The 15,029-nt window shown below is 58.0% G+C and carries 14 protein-coding genes; 3 read left to right on the plus strand and 11 right to left on the minus strand.

Translation table 11 applies throughout. From position 1 onward, the window contains the following. Window positions 1-96 precede the first annotated feature (96 nt). Together AAZU54_RS06245 and AAZU54_RS06250 are read left to right on the plus strand one after the other, a co-directional pair. A complete protein-coding gene (locus tag AAZU54_RS06245; protein ID WP_186552817.1) occupies window positions 97-288 on the plus strand; it encodes a type II toxin-antitoxin system HicA family toxin in 192 nt (63 codons plus the stop codon). A gap of 16 nt (window positions 289-304) precedes the next feature. Further along, entirely contained in the window at window positions 305-712 is a 408-nt protein-coding gene (locus tag AAZU54_RS06250) for a type II toxin-antitoxin system HicB family antitoxin (RefSeq protein WP_186552816.1), read from the plus strand. 14 nt (window positions 713-726) lie between these two features. Here AAZU54_RS06250 and AAZU54_RS06255 read toward each other — a convergent pair whose 3' ends face one another. Further along, entirely contained in the window at window positions 727-2,118 is a 1,392-nt protein-coding gene (locus tag AAZU54_RS06255; protein WP_434726831.1) for an ATP-binding protein, read from the minus strand. Window position 2,119: 1 nt separating this feature from the next. Further along, the gene (locus AAZU54_RS06260; RefSeq protein WP_186552814.1) at window positions 2,120-2,827 is read right to left on the minus strand and encodes a response regulator; all 708 of its coding nucleotides are present in this window, start codon (window positions 2,825-2,827) and stop codon (window positions 2,120-2,122) included. A gap of 138 nt (window positions 2,828-2,965) precedes the next feature. Between AAZU54_RS06260 and AAZU54_RS06265 the strand changes: the two genes are divergently transcribed. Then, window positions 2,966-5,260 carry a TonB-dependent siderophore receptor gene (locus tag AAZU54_RS06265; RefSeq protein WP_434726832.1) on the plus strand — a complete coding sequence of 765 codons (2,295 nt, stop codon included), beginning with the start codon at window positions 2,966-2,968 and terminating at the stop codon, window positions 5,258-5,260. Here AAZU54_RS06265 and dsdC read toward each other — a convergent pair. The 9 genes from dsdC to AAZU54_RS06310 all read right to left on the minus strand — a co-directional run bounded on the left by dsdC (window position 5,212) and on the right by AAZU54_RS06310 (window position 14,922). Next, entirely contained in the window at window positions 5,212-6,258 is a 1,047-nt protein-coding gene (gene dsdC / locus AAZU54_RS06270; protein ID WP_434726833.1) for a DNA-binding transcriptional regulator DsdC, read from the minus strand. The two genes, AAZU54_RS06265 and dsdC, sit on opposite strands and share 49 nt — an antisense overlap. 8 nt (window positions 6,259-6,266) lie before the next feature. Continuing rightward, window positions 6,267-7,625: a D-serine ammonia-lyase gene (dsdA, locus tag AAZU54_RS06275; RefSeq protein WP_434726834.1), complete on the minus strand. Its 1,359-nt coding sequence runs from the start codon at window positions 7,623-7,625 to the stop codon at window positions 6,267-6,269. 610 nt (window positions 7,626-8,235) lie between these two features. After that, window positions 8,236-8,949, minus strand: a complete 714-nt coding sequence (locus AAZU54_RS06280; RefSeq protein ID WP_434726835.1) for a hypothetical protein — start codon at window positions 8,947-8,949, stop codon at window positions 8,236-8,238. A 562-nt stretch (window positions 8,950-9,511) separates the two neighbouring features. Further along, a complete protein-coding gene (locus tag AAZU54_RS06285) occupies window positions 9,512-9,775 on the minus strand; it encodes a hypothetical protein (RefSeq protein WP_212623612.1) in 264 nt (87 codons plus the stop codon). Window positions 9,776-9,940: 165 nt separating this feature from the next. Beyond that, entirely contained in the window at window positions 9,941-10,546 is a 606-nt protein-coding gene (locus tag AAZU54_RS06290; RefSeq protein ID WP_434726836.1) for a hypothetical protein, read from the minus strand. Further along, window positions 10,543-11,085, minus strand: a complete 543-nt coding sequence (locus AAZU54_RS06295; protein WP_410045236.1) for an ImmA/IrrE family metallo-endopeptidase — start codon at window positions 11,083-11,085, stop codon at window positions 10,543-10,545. The genes AAZU54_RS06290 and AAZU54_RS06295 overlap by 4 nt, the downstream gene beginning before the upstream one ends. 1,112 nt (window positions 11,086-12,197) lie before the next feature. Next, the gene (locus tag AAZU54_RS06300; RefSeq protein ID WP_434726837.1) at window positions 12,198-13,334 is read right to left on the minus strand and encodes an RES family NAD+ phosphorylase; all 1,137 of its coding nucleotides are present in this window, start codon (window positions 13,332-13,334) and stop codon (window positions 12,198-12,200) included. A gap of 233 nt (window positions 13,335-13,567) precedes the next feature. Next, the gene (locus AAZU54_RS06305; protein ID WP_434726838.1) at window positions 13,568-14,710 is read right to left on the minus strand and encodes a site-specific integrase; all 1,143 of its coding nucleotides are present in this window, start codon (window positions 14,708-14,710) and stop codon (window positions 13,568-13,570) included. After that, a complete protein-coding gene (locus AAZU54_RS06310) occupies window positions 14,707-14,922 on the minus strand; it encodes a DUF4224 domain-containing protein (RefSeq protein ID WP_434726839.1) in 216 nt (71 codons plus the stop codon). Before AAZU54_RS06310 ends, AAZU54_RS06305 begins: the two co-directional genes overlap by 4 nt. Window positions 14,923-15,029 lie beyond the last annotated feature (107 nt).

Here is a 15,029-nt window from a genome sequence, read left to right on the forward strand (position 1 = left end):
CTTGCTTGTGAGCAATCCACCGCCAAGCGGTGGGTATGGTGTTGATAGTTGCGTATCGGTGGGTATAATAACCACTGCGGCAGCCAAGGAAGGTTCATGAACAGCCGCGAACTGATTTGCGTCATCCAAGCAGATGGCTGGTATCTGGTGCGCACGCGTGGCAGCCACCACCATTTCAAGCATCCACACAAGACCGGGCTGGTCACTATCCCCCATCCAAAGAAAGATCTGCTGCCAAAGACGGCAGCCAGCATTCTGCGGCAGGCGCGGATCGGCTATGCCAGCTGACCATGGAGAGCACCCGATGCTGTTCCCTATCGCGATTTTTCCCGGTGACGACGCCCATGCCTGGGGCGTGGAAGTCCCGGATATTCCTGGCTGTTACTCGGCAGGCGAGGATTTGGACGACGCCATGGCCATGGCTCGTGAGGCCATCGAAGGCCACTTGGAGCTGCTTGCCCAGGACCAACAGGAGATCCCCAAAGCCCGCAAAGTGACGGTGCACGCCGCTGATCCGGCCTATGCCGGCTGCACCTGGGCACTGATCGATATCGACATCACTCGCTACCTAGGAAAGGCAGAAAAACTGAACATCACATTACCGGCGTATTTGCTCAACCGAATCGACGCTTATGTGAAGAATCATCCTGAGCAGAAAAGCCGCTCTGGGTTTCTTGCCGAGGCCGCGCTGAAAGTGCTTCAGGGTAACTGAGCGTCATCACACTTCTACGGCGTGGCTCGAGATCTGGGCAGTAGCACGCTGACTCGCAAGCCACCCTCGGGGCGATTGGTTATGATCAAATCACCGCCATGGCTGGCTGCGATTCGCTGAGCGATACTCAGCCCCAATCCGTAACCTCCCGAGGCTTGGTTGCGTGAGTTCTCGCCACGTACGAACGGCTCGGTGATGGTGCTCAACTGCGCAGCGGCAATACCTGGGCCGTGGTCATCGATATGGATGGCAACCTGGTCTGCAGTCGGCTGCAGCGTGACCGAAACCTCTTTGGCATAACGCAGCGCATTCACCAGAAGATTCTGCAAACAGCGTTGCAGCATCAGCGCGTCGACCTCGATCATCCCCGCCTGGCCATGCACCGGCAGCGGCTCTTTAGCGCTGGCGAGGTCTGCGCACAGGCGAGCCAGCAACCGGTCCATGTCCACCTGCTGCAGGTTCTGCTGCTCGCCGGCACGCAGGTAATCCAGGACCTGGCCGATCATCTCGTCCATCTGCACGATGTTCTGGCGCAGTCGCTCTTTATGTTCGCCCGGCTCAAGCCGTTCCAGGCGCAGGCGCATGCGCGTCAGCGGCGTACGCAGGTCGTGCGACACCGCTGCGAGGAAGTAGGCTTTGTCGTTGACCATGGCAATCAAGCGCTGCTGCATGGCGTTGAAGGCCTGGGCTGCTTGGCGTACTTCCTCTGGGCCGTCCAGCGGCAACGGCGCCTGTTCCAGATTGCTACCCAAGCCCCGCGCGGCATCGGCCAGGCGGCGTAGCGGGCGCAGGCACAGGCGCACGGCAATCAGGCATACCAGCAGTACCGCGACGATGCGCAAGGCGTACACCCTCAGCAAGTAGTCGCTGATCAGCACCCAGGCCGACTCGCCACTCCAGCCCTGCAGTTCCTCGCCGTCGATGGTCAGCCAGTGGCCGTCGGCCAGGGGCACGGCGAACTGGATATGCGCCTGGGCGGTGCGTAGGCCAAACAGACTGCGCCAGACGATCGGCTGGCCGAGCTCATCGGTCAGTTGCACCTTGAGCAGGCGCGCGTGTGCGTCGCGGCCCAGTTCGTATGCCAGGGCTTGATCCAGCAGCAACTCGACCCGGTGTCGGCCGCGGCGCTCGTCTGTGTGCGCGACAGGCTCGGACACGGCGCAGCGTACCTGGTAGTGATTGGGCAACTGCAGGCTGCCAGCATGGCAGTCGGCCTGGGCGATCAGTGGCGCACTGCGGGCCGCGATCAGGCGTACCGGCGCTTCCATGACCTGGGCGAAGCGCACGTCGAACCAGATGCTGCTGGACATCAGCTGGATCACCAGAGTGCCGCTGACCATGATCAGCAGCAACTGGCCGAACAGGGTCTTCGGCCACAGGCGGCGCAGTGGGATCGGCAGGCGCATGTCAGCGCTGGGCGCCGGTGAGCAGATAGCCTTCGTTGCGAATGGTGAGAATCTGCACCGCGCCATCCGGGCTGCGCCGTAGCTGCTGGCGCAGGCGGCTGATGCACATGTCCACCGAGCGGTCGTCAGGCAGGTGGTCGCGGCCAAATGCACTGCGCGTCAGCAGATCGCGCGAGACCACCCGGTTGTTGGCATCGAGCAGTTCGCGCAGCACCCGGTAATCGGAGCGGGGCAGGGACAGCGCCTGGCCATCGGGGCAAGTCAGCAGGCGCTTGATGTGGTCCAGGCGGTAGCCAGCAAAGCTTTGCTCGTCCTGGGCGAGTGCTTCTACGGCCTGTTCGAGGCGCTGCGGGCGACGCAGCACGGCCTTGATCCGGGCGATCAGTTCGCGTGGCTCGAAAGGTTTGGCCAGGTAATCATCGGCGCCCACTTCCAGGCCGATGATGCGATCAAAGGTACTGCCCTTGGCCGACAGCATGATCACTGCCAGGCCCGGCTGGGCCTGCAACTGGCGGCACAGGCTCAGACCGTCTTCGCCAGGCAGCATCACGTCCAGTACCACCAGATCGACCTTGTGCCGCGCCAACTGCTGACGCATCTGCTCGCCATCGGCGGCGGCCAGTACCGCATAGCCAGCATCACTTAAGTAGTCGCAGAGAAGTTCGCGGATTTCGTCGTCATCGTCGACAACCAGCAGGGTGGTGCTCATGGGCCAAGTACCTGTTCGGGGAGCGCCAGCAGTGCTCGTTACGTTCGATTACATGCCCGTACATGCCGGCCATGGTGCGCAGAGGGCGCATGCCTAGAATCGTATCAAAAAATCATCTGCGAATACGAAGCTTTCCCAATGACTCAGAGCATCAGCCACGCCATGTCACCTTCAGTACGCGGTACTAGCCGCCTTACTCCGCTTGCTCTATGCATCGCTGCGGCCTTCAGCGCCCAGACCCTGGCCGCCGACAACCAGCCCTTGGAACTGGATGCCACGCAGATCGAAGACAGCGCTCTGCTGCCGGCCGATCAAGCGGGTCAGCTTGGCTATACCGTCGAGAGCACGCGCAGCTCAACGGGCCTGAAGCTTACCCCGCGCCAGACCCCGCAGTCAGTCACCAGCATTACTCGGCAACAGATGGATGACCGCGATATCCACACCATCGAGCAGGCGCTCGACACCACCCCTGGGGTGACTGCGAGCAAGATGGAAGTGGGCGGGCGTACCGATTTCCGCGCACGCGGTTACTCGATTTCCAACTGGAAGGTGGATGGCCTGCAGTTTTTCGGCGGCTCTGACTTCAGCGGCGGCGGCAATGCGCTGAACATGGACCTGTACGAGCGCATCGATATCGTCCGTGGCGCCAATGGCTTGCTGGGTGGTACCGGTGATCCTTCCGCAACGGTCAACCTGATCCGCAAAGCGCCGAGCAGAACCTTCGGCGGCAGTGCTTATGCCACCTACGGCAGCTGGGACAAACGCCGCCTGGGCGCCGACTTGAACCTGCCGCTGTCCGAAGATGGCCGCTTGCGGTCGCGCTTCGTGATGACCCAGCAGGATGCCAACTCGTTCCGCGACAACCAGTCCGAGCGCTCCCGCGCCGCCCTGGCCAACTTCGAGTTCGACCTGGATGACGCCACCACCCTTGGAGCGGGTTACCAGTACGAGTACAACAAAGTGGTCGGCGGCGGCTGGGGTGCCAACATCCCCATCTGGTACCGCGACGGCAGCAAGACCGACCTGCCGCGCAGCACCAACGTGGTCCCCAGCTGGAGCTTTGGCGAATACACCACCCGCACCACCTTCGGCTCGCTGGCGCACAGCTTCGACAACGACTGGAGCCTGGACCTGAAAGTCGCCCAGAGTGAAACCGAGGCGCTCAACCACCGCGGCTTGGCCAAGGTCAATTCGGCGGGCCGGGGCAGCTATGGCGGCTATTGGGAGCAGGATGGCAGCGGCGCTGTGCTCAATGGCCTGCACAGCTCCAGCGACACCACCCAGCAGTCGGCGCAGATCGATCTGTCTGGCCCGTTCCAGCTGTTCGGCCGCACCCATCAGGCGATGGTCGGCTACAACGACAGCCGCACCGTCGCCTGGTCGCCGCAGTACACCTGCACCATGCTCAGCGATGATCGCGTCAGTGCCCCGGCCTTAGGCTGTCAGTTCCGCGCCAATAATGGCTTGCCGCTGAGCGATTGGCACAATGGCGTGGACAGCGACTACGCCATGCTCGCCTCCAGGACCGGCCGCCACAGCAAGAACACCACCCGCCTGCAAGGCCTGTACGCCGCCACCCGCTTGAGCATCAGCGATCCGTTGTCGGTGATTGCCGGGGTGCGCAGCACCGACTATTCGGCCACCACCCGCAACGTCAGTGGCGTGCGCAGCAACCAGCAGAACAACGGCATCGTCACCCCTTACCTGGGCGTGGTGTATGACCTCAACGACAACTACTCGCTGTACGCCAGCTACACCGACATCTTCAACCCACAGAGCGAAGAGACCGTCAGTGGTAGCAAGGTCGAGCCGATCCGCGGGCAGAGCTATGAGACCGGCATCAAGGCGGCCTGGCTCGACGGCCGCCTGAACGCCTCTGCGGCTTACTTTCGCACCAAGCAACAGAACAAAGCGGTGCTCGATGACGGCCAGTCCACGCCTACCGGCGGTGATGCCTACACCACCGGCACTGGCCAGGAAACCGACGGTATCGACCTGGAGCTCGCTGGCGCGCTGACGCCGAACTGGAACGTCTATGCCGGCTACACCTACCTGCATTTCCGGCGCATCGACAGTGACGGGCGCAGCGACCCCGCGCACCTGTTCAAGGCCTCGACTACCTATCGCTTGTCCGGCCCGCTTGAGCGCCTCACCGTCGGCGCGGGTGTCACCGCGCAAAGCAACATCCGCGCGATCTCAAGCCCGGCTGGGCAGCCGGTCAATGGTGTGAGTTCGGGCGCGACCGACGTCAACTGGTCGGGCTACGCAATCTGGAACGCCATGGCCAAATACCAGCTGACCGATGACACGGCGGTGAGCCTCAATGCCAACAACCTGTTCGACAAGCACTACTACACCCGCTACGGGTTCTATGCGGGGGCGATCTATGGAGATCCGCGTAATCTGGCGGTGACGGTGAGTACGTCGTTCTGAGGACACGTGGCTTTCGGCCAAGCTCGGTGCTGGGTCATCAATGATTGTTCATGGTGTGTGGATGAGTAGTGGGCGCACTCCCGCAGCCAATCCATAAATACCGCTAACCGCTTAGGTACGCTATCGAGTACCGGATGCACCAGGTAGTAATCATAGTGGCCTGAGCGGCAGAACCCACCCAGAGGCAGCACCAGCTCGCCGCTATCCACATGCTTTTGCACCAACTGCTGCCGGCCGATGGCGATGCCGGCGTGGTTGAGGGCGGCTGTCACGGCCAGGTCGGAACGATCGAAGGTCAGGCTGCGTTTGGGGAGCGCTGCCAGTAGGTCGTGTTGCGCGGCCCATAGCGTCCACTCCGCATCGTAGGCGGCATGATCCCAGGCGAGGGAGTCGTGCAGGGTGGTGCAGTGCTGTAGGTTTTGCGGGTTTTCCATCAAGCCATGGCGTTGTGCGTATTCAGGGCTGCACACCGGCGCCAGGTGTTCGTGCATCAGCTTGTAGCTGGTCAACCCAGGAAACTCGCCATTGGCGTAGTACAAGGCCAGGTCGATCTTGCGCGTGCGAAAGTCGACATTGTCATTGCCCACGCGCAGATCCAACGCGATCGAAGGGTAACGTTCGATGAAATCAGCCAGCTTCGGCACCAGCCAACATTGGGCGATGGACGGCCTCACGTAGAGCGCGATCGGTCCAGCGACGTCGGCGTGGGACGAGGGCTCAAGCGCCTCGGACAAGTCGCCCATCGCCTGCTGAAGTATCGCGAAGATCCTCTCGCCTTCATCGGTCAGGGCGACCTGGCGAGTCAGGCGCTGGAACAGTTTCATCTGTAGCGCCTGCTCCAGCCGACTCATCCTGTGGCTCACGGCACTGGCGGTGATGCACAGCTCCTGCGCTGCCCGAGCGAAGCTCAGGTGCCGAGCCGCCACCAGAAACGTATGCAGGTTGGCGAACTGGCTGCTGTTCAGCCGGGAGCTGATACGCGGCGGAAGGTTGAGCACGGTTTCCCTCAAGCTTGTGGTTGGGCCAGCAGTTCACGGCCCTTGGCCAGATACGCCTGCATTTCATCGTCAGGCACCCTGTCGCCCCCGGTTGCCCACACCAGGTGGGTGGCGTTGGCCATGGCTTGGCGATCCAGCCCCAGGCGCACCCGGTAACCCTGCTGCTCAGCAAGGACTCTGGCAATACCCGGCACGCCGGCCAGTGCCGAAGGCTCAAGACGTAGACCCTCGCTGCGCTCCATCAGCGCCAGCAAACTGTACATTTCCTCGTCGCTGACCGTGTAGAAACCATCGAGCAAACGCTGCATGGCCTTGCCGACGAACCCCGAAGCGCGGCCCACCGCCAGGCCATCAGCGGCAGTCACATTGTCGATGCCGAAGTCCTGCACACTCACCTGGTCATGCAGCCCGGTGTATACGCCCAGTAGCATGCAGGGCGAATGGGTCGGCTCTGCGAAGAGGCAATGCACCGCATCGCCAAACGCCAGCTTCAAGCCAAAGGCCACGCCCCCTGGTGCGCCACCAACGCCGCAAGGCAGATAAACGAACAGCGGGTGTTGTGCATCGACGCGAATGTTCGCCGCCGCCAATTGCAGTTTCAGGCGCTCGGCGGCCACCGAGTAGCCGAGGAACAGGTTGACCGAGTTTTCATCGTCGACAAAGTGGCAGCCAGGGTCGGCCTCGGCTTGCTGGCGCCCTTGGGCAACCGCCACGCTGTAGTCGCTGGCGTACTCCACCACCGTCACCCCGTGCGCGCGCAGCGTGTCCTTCTTCCACTGCCTGGCATCTGCCGACATGTGCACGGTCACCTGGAATCCCAGCGCGGCGCCCATGATGCCGATCGACATCCCCAGGTTGCCGGTCGAGCCGACGGCAATCGTGTACTGGCCAAAGAACGCTCGCGCCCGCTCGCTGTCGAGCAGCGCGTAGTCGTCATCGAGCGTGATCAGCTTGGCGGCCAGGGCCAAGTCTTCGGCATGCTTGAGCACCTCATAGATGCCGCCGCGCGCCTTGATCGAGCCTGAAATAGGCAGATGACTGTCGCGCTTGAGCCATAGCGCACCGGTCAAGGTCTGCTTGTAGCGCTCGCCTAGCAATGGCTGCAGCCGAGTCAGCGGCATAATGTCGGACTCGATGATGCCGCCGCTGCTTTGGGTTTCTGGGAAGACGCGCTGTAAGTAGGATGCGAACCGCGTCAGCCTCGCGCTGGCATCGGCCACATCTGCCGCAGTCAGCCCTACGTCGGCCAGGGCTTGCGCGGTCGGCGCTACGCCGGGGTTGAACCAGGTGGTCTGTTGCAGCGCGACCAGATCGCGGATCAACGGAAAACGGGCATACCACTGTTCGAGCGTGCTTCCCAGAATCATGACGGGGTCCCTGTGCTTGGTCTGTATGAAACCTGTTCTGCATTAGAAGGCACAGGGCGCAGGGGTGACAAAGGATTGATGTTCAGGGGGTAGATGATTTGTGGTCATCTGTAGGTGGCGCTTTGTGAGAATGTTTGGGCCGTGAATGGCATAGCGCTCCGTCGGCGAGCCTTTAGCCACGCTTGCTCATGCAGCGGATTTTCGCCTTGGGTCGCTGTGGATAAACGTGTTCGGGAGCAGGTTTATCGTTAGGCGGCTGAGCGTGTGCTCGAGTGAGTTGTTTGAAGTGCGGGGCAGCGGAAAACAAAAAAGGCCCACCCGAAGGTGAGCCTTTGATGTTGTGTATGGTGCCGGCACCAGGAATCGAACCCAGGACCTACTGATTACAAGGCATCTGCACACAACAAGAAAATCAATGACTTACGTCGACTTTCTGTTACGCACAGGCGCCCGTAAAGCCGCATTTCTCAAGGGATTCTGAGCGATTGTTACGCGAAGGAATGGTGGATGGGATCATCCGAGGGGAATTCTTATAGCCACATTTTTCAAGCTTGCAGAGGTAGGCTGAGCATGCGGCCCCATCCATGTACGGGGCCAACCTTGGGTGTTTTCAATGATGGCGTAAATGTAGTTCTGTGTTATCTGCTTTCGCATTAGCCTGCAAGGAATTTAGCGATGTGATTTGCTCATCAGTCAGACCAAGCCATTTATAGACTTCCTCCTCTGAATAATGAGTGATGGTGCCGCGTTGAAAGTCTTCACAGTGTCCCCAAACTTCCAGCGCGCCTAGAGACAAGTTTAGCAGGAGAGTCGAGTAGGAATAGTCTGAGGCGTGGCCTCCATTTGTAAGCTCGGGCAGCCTGCTGTTCAGAATTTTCAGGCTGGCTAAGAGCATCTGAATCGCCTCTCGCTGATCCTTGTTGAACTTATGGGCGACATCAATAAAATACTCGTCTAAGCACAGAGAGCTAACGTGATTGGGGACTCGGTGGTGATTCGGTCTGCGCCCTTCAAGTAGGATTTTGCAGAGGTTGCACACCTCTGAAGCAACCGTAGTTGTTTGTCTCTTGATTTTAGCAATGTCCTCTTCACAGCACATTTTCTTATTTTGGCTCGCCTTATTCTCTTTTTTGGTCGAGCTGAAATGATTGAGTCCAAAACCTATAATTGCACCACCGAAGGCTGCGCCTACAGGTATTAGCTTATCTAAGGTAAATCCGGGGTGAGTGGACTGAACATACTGTAGGCATAAAGCAAAGTTTTCAACGTCCATTTTTAGCTCCGGATTTGCATTTGAAGACGAACATAATACGGTGGTGATCATACTCCTTACAGCCTGCGCGGTAACAGCAATCCTGCAAAGACTCCCGCTCGCAACAAATCGAATCAGAGAATTGGCTCGATTTCCTGTTATAGGCGGGCGCCCGGAAAGCTACGTTTAAGTGGGTATGAGGAACTATTAGTCGAGGGGACGAGGTGGCTTCGGTGTGTCGGAAGGGTCTACAAGCGGTAGGCTGCTGCAGATCAATGATTGGCTGGGCGAAGAAGTGATCCGCTTTTACCCCTATGAGGTACCGCCGGGCAACGTAGGCTAAGCGGCTGCTAGGCTGTAGTTTCCATCCCCAAGAGGGTGCGGCGATGCAGCAACAAAACATTCAGCAAGTCAAAGATGTATACAGCCTGCAAGACGTAAACCGTTTGCTTTCACAAGGTTGGGTACTGGTGGCAGTGGTGGCGGTGAGTAGTCCGCATAAGTTGGACATCACGATCCCATGCTATGTCGTGGGGCAGGCCGCACCGGAACCATAACTGCATCAGACATCGAAGACAAAAAAGCCGCCCTCGAAGGCGGCTTTTTTGCGTCACCGGAACCCGAGCGCGCACATTCAGTAGCGCATCGCCCAGCGTGGCCAGTCTTCGCCTTTGCACCCACCGTAAAACTGGCAGGCGGCTTCATGGGCGCTCAGGTCCTTGGGAATTCGTTCGGCTGCATAGAACGCATCGTCCATATGGATGAGCAGGCCGGTACCTGAATAGTGGTGCCTCTCCTTACCCTCTTCATCATGTCGGGACACGTTGATCGCATTCGCCATCAACGCAGTTTGAACCTCGGTGATGAACTGAAACTTCTTCCAATCGAACTCGGCCATAGGGCCTCCATGCAAGTGAGCTGGCTTGGTGCCGACGCTGGCCGGCACCGCTACCGAAAAGCTACGGCATATTGCCATCAGCGTCATCGGTTTCCTGCCATATTGGACCCGGCGTACGTCCTCGTCCCTACTTATGTGCCCACAGGGACATAAGGGGGGGAGCGATCACTTGCCGCGCATCGTCTTTATAAGCTTGCCGATTTCCTGAACTAGCACAGCGATGGCCCCGTAATCCTCAGGGGTCTCCTTCTCAGTGCTTTCCTTCCCGATTCGTACGAAGTTCGTAACGAAGCGCGCAATGGTGATGAACAGGATGATGGCTAGAGCAGAAGAGAACGAGGCCGGGATAAGCGGCGCTAGCATGGTGAAATACAGCTTTTCGTTATTAGGAATTTCAGGTTTGACCGGAGTCTCAACTGGGGAGCTCGGAGCCGCTTTGGACGGCTTTGCATTCTTGGCAGGAGAGTTCGATACAGGCTGCTTTGCAACGGCGACAACCTGCTCAGGGTTCCTGGCCATGAATTCCTGATGTTTGTCGTACGCCCCGAGAAAATGACACCCGACGTACATAGCGAATCCCAAGCATCCGATAGCAGAAGCGGACATAACGAAAAGCGCACCAAAGGCGAACCAACGGCTCCATGCCATTCGCTTGATAGATTCGTTTGTCAGCCCCGCATCGGGAGTGGAGGCCTGACTTGGAGACGCATGTCTCGGCCCCCCCAAGTCGCTCGCACCGAATCCTGCGCTTTCGTCAGTGCTGTCGCTCATCGAACAAGGCCGAGATTCTGCAATCTGTAGGACATTGCGGCGTTGGACACGCCGAAAGCTTCTGCCAACTGCTGAACAGTGGGCGAGCCGATGAACATCTCACGGACCTTTTGCTCAGGCATGATCAGCTCAGCTGCAAAAGTGTTGGCCGCTCGCTCTACCGGGTCGGAGTTGCCAAACGTGGTGTCACGTAACCGGTTCTTGTCTTCGTGCACATGGCGAAGCAACACGTGCCCCAGTTCATGCGCGACCGTGAAACGGTTCCGGTAACTGATCTCGTCGCCGTTGTAGTCGCAAAAATACGCCCAGCCCTCGCCGGTGTTCTCGAGCGATGCCTGTCCGCTGGCGGTGCCGAGCGAAAAAGAGTTCTGCCGTCGAACCCGAATAGGCACGTTCTCTACCGCGCCAGTTGCGTCGTTCTTTTTATAGACGACTAGTGCCTGGGCAATCACCTCAGGCTTGACAGGGAGATTGCCATCCCAGGCGAGCTGCAGTGCCTGCTTCGCAAATTCAACCGCTTTCTGCGTAGAAACAATCATTTAGCCCTCCTGTATCTGCTATCTCGTCTGAGCCGTGGCCATGATGGACGGCGCGAGATTATAGCGGTTATGACAACTATTACTACACCGTTATCACAACGTTTTACATCATTCAACCAAATTGGCCACTGTACGTTCATACAGTATAAGCGATTTTGAGCCTGTTGACACTAGGTGAGCGCAGTGTAGTCGCTGACGGGTAATACGCGAGGCTCGCCCGGCTGTCTCTGAGCCCGGCGCGCGCCCTCGTCCCCCCGCCACGCCCGCGGTCTAAACGTGTGGGAAATTCCGCGCCCCTGCAGCCACGGACAAGCCGCCCAGTATCTGGGCTTTGGCAGGTTATGAGGTGGATGGGAATTCTGCGAATCCCTGCGCCGGGGGTGTTTCTGGTGGCGAAGGGGGAGTCGTACCGTCTCGTTCTGGGGGGAGCCGTGGGAAAAAGGTAAGTTTTCGTTGTGAGGGCTTGGTGGGGGCTGAGGTGCCCGGATTTGCTGGGGTTGGTGGCTAACTTTTGATGGTTAGGAATGGTTAGGTTTGAGGTTAGGGATTCTCAAGTGCCTGATTTTAAAGGGTTTTATTTTTTGGAAACTGACTATAGGTAAAGGTAAGGAAATTACTATTACTTAACCAAAACCTAACCTTTAGCGGTCTTCTGGAAGCCAGAAAGGAAGGGGGATGCAGCCTGTTCGCCAAAAACCTAACCGACCTAACCTTTTTCCGATGGGTCAACATCAAACGGCGGTCGCCCCTAGGGGGAGGCTGGTCGAGGGTGACACGCAGATCTGCGTATACGCACGCCTCTTGTTACGTCGGTTGTTACGCGCATCGCCGAAACGACATGAAGAAACGCACGTAACACCTTGATAAATATGGTGCCGGCACCAGGAATCGAACCCGGGACCTACTGATTACAAGGACCCTGCTCACAGCTTATTAATCAATGGGTTAGCGTAGCTCCTGGTACGTGGTGGGTTTGATGAAAGCCAGAAATCATGCAGCCTCTGGCCGTGCTGGTACGTGGGAATCCGTTGGGGCTGGACCGCAGGCGCTGTCTTAGTAGAAGGCTGACTACCCCTCGGGATCGACGCTATTCCACTGATGAGTGGTATCTCTCATAAATTATCGACAACATAGTCAAGAAGATCGTTATAGTCTTTTGACTCTGTTATAACTGCCTCAATTTTGTGTACGACCAGCGACCCTTTGCTGAATTTTAAAAGTGGAATTGGTTTGGCAAAAAAAGGGTCGTGCCTAGTAGGGGCCCCCATGGGTGTTTCGTAATCATGAGGCGCGGTCACAGCGCTTTCTGGGAAAATTACGGCGTTTGTGCCTTTCAAACCAGTTTGCACCGAAGGAAAAATGATACCAGATACCTGGTCTTTAAACTTAATTCGGAGATACTCGAATACGACCTGCGTTGAAAGGTATCCTAAAGTGTCAGAGCTGCTCCTTGGTTTAGACAGCTTGAATATCAGACGCTTCAGGAACTCATAGGCGTGGGAAGCACGTGCATATCCGATGTCGAACGGATGTTCCTCAAAACTCGCCATCTCTTCAAGCTTGCGTAGATTGAGTAGTGACACAGACGTTACAGGCTTAAAGGCACCGCTAATTACCGTGTCTCCAGTAATGGACCTGATCTCGCTAAGGCAAGTCTCACGGTCCAATGCACAGTACATAGCTGAAATGCCGGACGGTGTCATTCGCTGGTCGCCGGCCTTAGCAGCAGGCGCTGGACCTAGCGCTGTCCAGGGAGCGTCCTCAAACGATTTCCAACTATCAAAACCTGATGTCTTGCGAGCTCTATAAAGTGGGTTGCTTTCATCAAGAGTCGTGATGAGCTCTTTTTTTAGCTTCCCGTTCTCGCAGGTGAATTTGAATAATGAGTCCAGAAATTCTCTTGCGCCATCATTAAAGTATCTATACCCATGGTTGATGTCCGATACAAATTTTTTCCATTCCTCCTCATAGGTGTTGTTCTCTAAGCTGCCGTCATCCAAGGCCCAGAGCTGCGCATTTCCATGCTCGTCATTGGCCAATTCATCTTCAAGGTGCTTAATAGCGTTCTCCGTGAATTCATCGACCCCGATCTCAAAGTCATCTTGAAGTATTTGCCAATATTCAACCATGGGTACTTTATCTGAGCCATGGAAAAACATTCCTCTTTCTAATTCGCTCAGCTCTTCGAATACGCGATAAGACTCCTTTATTCTCTCCCCGAGATATTCAAATACTACGATGTCTAGCAAGCACATTCCGGGCTTTCTGCAATAATCGCAGTGCCCGAACGCCCCTTGTGTGGTGATGAGCTTTTTAAGGGGAATCAGATTAACGCATTCCGTGCAAATCATTTGATGGCCTCATGCAGATTTGCTCGCCATCATGCCGCCAGTATTACTTGAAGGCTAGTCAGACGTCGCACCCGGTGCGGCATGTACAACAAAGTCGGGTGCGACGGCCAGCGTGCTGCAATTCGCGACCATCATTCCGCAGACGGGAATACGCGTGGGAGGCTGAAGTCGTAGATATCAAGCATGGCTTCGTCGCGGTGGCCGCTGGCGTCCTGCTTCTGCTTGCGGTCGCCAGGTGTATCGGTGATGCCGCGCCGCTTGAGGTCGTGCAGCGCAAAACGCTGGTCCTCGGTGATGATGCCTTCCTTTATCGCCCTGGTGATGAAACGTTGCCAAGTGCTGTCCAGGCTGCTTTTCTGCAACGCTCCGCCGTGGGCTGCCACGATTATGAAACGGCGCTCGGCAGAGGCCGGGATGGGGTAGGCCTGGTTCGTCCATACCCGGCGTCTGTAAGCCTTGGCCCCCTCCCAGGCAGCGCGGAGCCTGGGCGTCCAGCGCACCACGTTGTCACGACTGCCTTTGCGCCTGTTCGTCTGGACTCCGTCCTCCAGCTCGTTCGCATCAGTGAGAGTGACGGCCTCAATGCCACGTAGACGGCACAGGTAGGCCAGCTCCATCACGTAACCCAGGTAGGTCGGGCATGCTCCCGGTTGCCCTCGCGTGAGTTCCCCCATGGCATGAGCCCGAGCGATCAGCTCGCCCATGACTTTTGGGTTAGGCAGGCGGCGCTGTTTGCGCTCGGCAGGTGCTTCGATGCCCAAAGCGACATTGATCTCCAGGTAGCCGCGGTTGCGTCCCCACTGCATGACCCGTCGCAAGTATCGAAGGACATGCGCCGCCTTCGAAGGAGTTCCTTCGTCGGCGATCCGATCGACTAGGCGTTGCACCAGGGCCGAAGTGAATTTGCGTACTGACAGTTCGCCGAGTGGCTTCTGTAGCTTCGTCGGGATGGCCAGTAGTACATCGCGAGAGTACTCGTAATCGTCGCGGGTTTTCTTTGCTAGCCGCTTGCATTGAGCGCTGGCGTGGAACTCGTTGCACAGGTGGTTGAGGCTCTCACGATCAACACCCTTCCTTTCCTCCATGATCCGGTGCAGGTCGCTGAGGGTAGCGGTACGGCCGGCGATGTTCATCCGCTTGCGGTTGCCGCCCTCGTCACGCCAGGAGGTGTACCAGACGCCCTCCCATCGATGATCAAAAAAGACGGCCGCCGGAATGGCGGCCTGGTCAATGTGGGCAGGGATGTGCGGATTGTGTTTACGGGACCGCCTCATAGGATCTCGCTGTCATATTTCTCGGTAACCGACGACTTCCCGCCGGCTTGGTTGACCAGGTCGAGTGTGGTCCAGGGGCCATGCCGGCCCCAGAACCAACGGATGCCCTGCTTTCGCAGGGCAGCCTCCACACCAGAGCGCCGTGTGTATCCGGTCAGCCGTTGCAGATCCTGGAACGTCAGGACCGTGCTGGGTGGGTGTTGCTGGATCATAGCCGCAGGCCCTGTGGTTTGGAGACCAGAATCTCTGGCCTGAAATTCTTGGTCGGTCCCTCACGGTCAGCCATGGGGCGCTGTTCGCTCTACGCTGATAATCAGGT

The sequence above is a fragment of the Pseudomonas sp. Je.1.5.c genome (assembly GCF_051129895.1).
GTDB classification, from domain to species: domain Bacteria; phylum Pseudomonadota; class Gammaproteobacteria; order Pseudomonadales; family Pseudomonadaceae; genus Aquipseudomonas; species Aquipseudomonas urmiensis.

What these genes read in the sequence shown, in the direction of transcription:
- AAZU54_RS06265 (WP_434726832.1), top strand. Translation starts at nt 2,966, where the DNA reads ATGACTCAGAGCATCAGCCACGCCATGTCACCTTCAGTACGCGGTACT.
- AAZU54_RS06295 (WP_410045236.1), bottom strand. Translation starts at nt 11,085, where the DNA reads ATGATTGTTTCTACGCAGAAAGCGGTTGAATTTGCGAAGCAGGCACTG.
- dsdA (WP_434726834.1), bottom strand. Translation starts at nt 7,625, where the DNA reads ATGATTCTGGGAAGCACGCTCGAACAGTGGTATGCCCGTTTTCCGTTG.
- AAZU54_RS06310 (WP_434726839.1), bottom strand. Translation starts at nt 14,922, where the DNA reads ATGATCCAGCAACACCCACCCAGCACGGTCCTGACGTTCCAGGATCTG.
- AAZU54_RS06290 (WP_434726836.1), bottom strand. Translation starts at nt 10,546, where the DNA reads ATGAGCGACAGCACTGACGAAAGCGCAGGATTCGGTGCGAGCGACTTG.
- AAZU54_RS06305 (WP_434726838.1), bottom strand. Translation starts at nt 14,710, where the DNA reads ATGAGGCGGTCCCGTAAACACAATCCGCACATCCCTGCCCACATTGAC.
- AAZU54_RS06255 (WP_434726831.1), bottom strand. Translation starts at nt 2,118, where the DNA reads ATGCGCCTGCCGATCCCACTGCGCCGCCTGTGGCCGAAGACCCTGTTC.
- AAZU54_RS06260 (WP_186552814.1), bottom strand. Translation starts at nt 2,827, where the DNA reads ATGAGCACCACCCTGCTGGTTGTCGACGATGACGACGAAATCCGCGAA.
- AAZU54_RS06245 (WP_186552817.1), top strand. Translation starts at nt 97, where the DNA reads ATGAACAGCCGCGAACTGATTTGCGTCATCCAAGCAGATGGCTGGTAT.
- AAZU54_RS06250 (WP_186552816.1), top strand. Translation starts at nt 305, where the DNA reads ATGCTGTTCCCTATCGCGATTTTTCCCGGTGACGACGCCCATGCCTGG.
- AAZU54_RS06285 (WP_212623612.1), bottom strand. Translation starts at nt 9,775, where the DNA reads ATGGCCGAGTTCGATTGGAAGAAGTTTCAGTTCATCACCGAGGTTCAA.
- AAZU54_RS06280 (WP_434726835.1), bottom strand. Translation starts at nt 8,949, where the DNA reads ATGATCACCACCGTATTATGTTCGTCTTCAAATGCAAATCCGGAGCTA.